The sequence below is a fragment of the Deinococcus pimensis DSM 21231 genome (genome assembly GCF_000519345.1).
Lineage (GTDB): Bacteria > Deinococcota > Deinococci > Deinococcales > Deinococcaceae > Deinococcus_A > Deinococcus_A pimensis.
In genome coordinates, this window is the sequence record NZ_KI912617.1 from 172,748 (window position 1) to 173,366 (window position 619).

Sequence of the window (619 nt, forward strand, 5' to 3'; positions counted from 1 at the left end):
GGCGCAGGTGCGCTCGTTCCTGGCGGACAGCCAGATCGCGCCGTCTCACGCGGACTGCGGGCGGGTGCAGGACGCGTACAGCCTGCGCGCCGCGCCGCAGGTGCACGGCGCGACCGCCGACGTGCTCGCGCACGTGGAGGGCGTCCTCGCGGTGGAGTTCGCGAGCGTCACGGACAACCCCCTGATCTTCCCCGACACGGGCGAGGTCATCTCCGGCGGGAACTTCCACGGTCAGCCCCTCGCGCTCGCGGCGGACGCGCTGACCGTGGCGGTCGCTGAGCTCGCCTCGATCAGCGAGCGGCGCTGCGAGCAGCTGCTCAACCCGGCCCTCTCGGGCCTCCCGGCGTTCCTGACGTCCCACGGCGGGCTCAACTCGGGCCTGATGATCGCGCAGTACACCGCCGCCGCGCTCGTCAGCGAGAACAAGGTCCTCTCGCACCCCGCGAGCGTGGACAGCATCCCGACGAGCGCGAACCAGGAGGATCACGTCAGCATGGGCGCGCACGCGGCGCGCAAGCTGCGCGACGTCGTGGAGAACACGGCGGGCGTCCTCGCCGTGGAGGTGCTGTGCGCGGCGCAGGCGCTGGAGTTCCAGCCGCTCGCGCCCGGCGCGGGCGTC

Annotated in this window: 1 protein-coding gene; it reads left to right on the plus strand. The window is 73.3% G+C overall.

The features are described 5' to 3' along the window. On the plus strand, positions 1–619 hold a 619-nt coding region (locus tag DEIPI_RS38670; RefSeq protein ID WP_169737000.1), incomplete at both ends, for an aromatic amino acid lyase.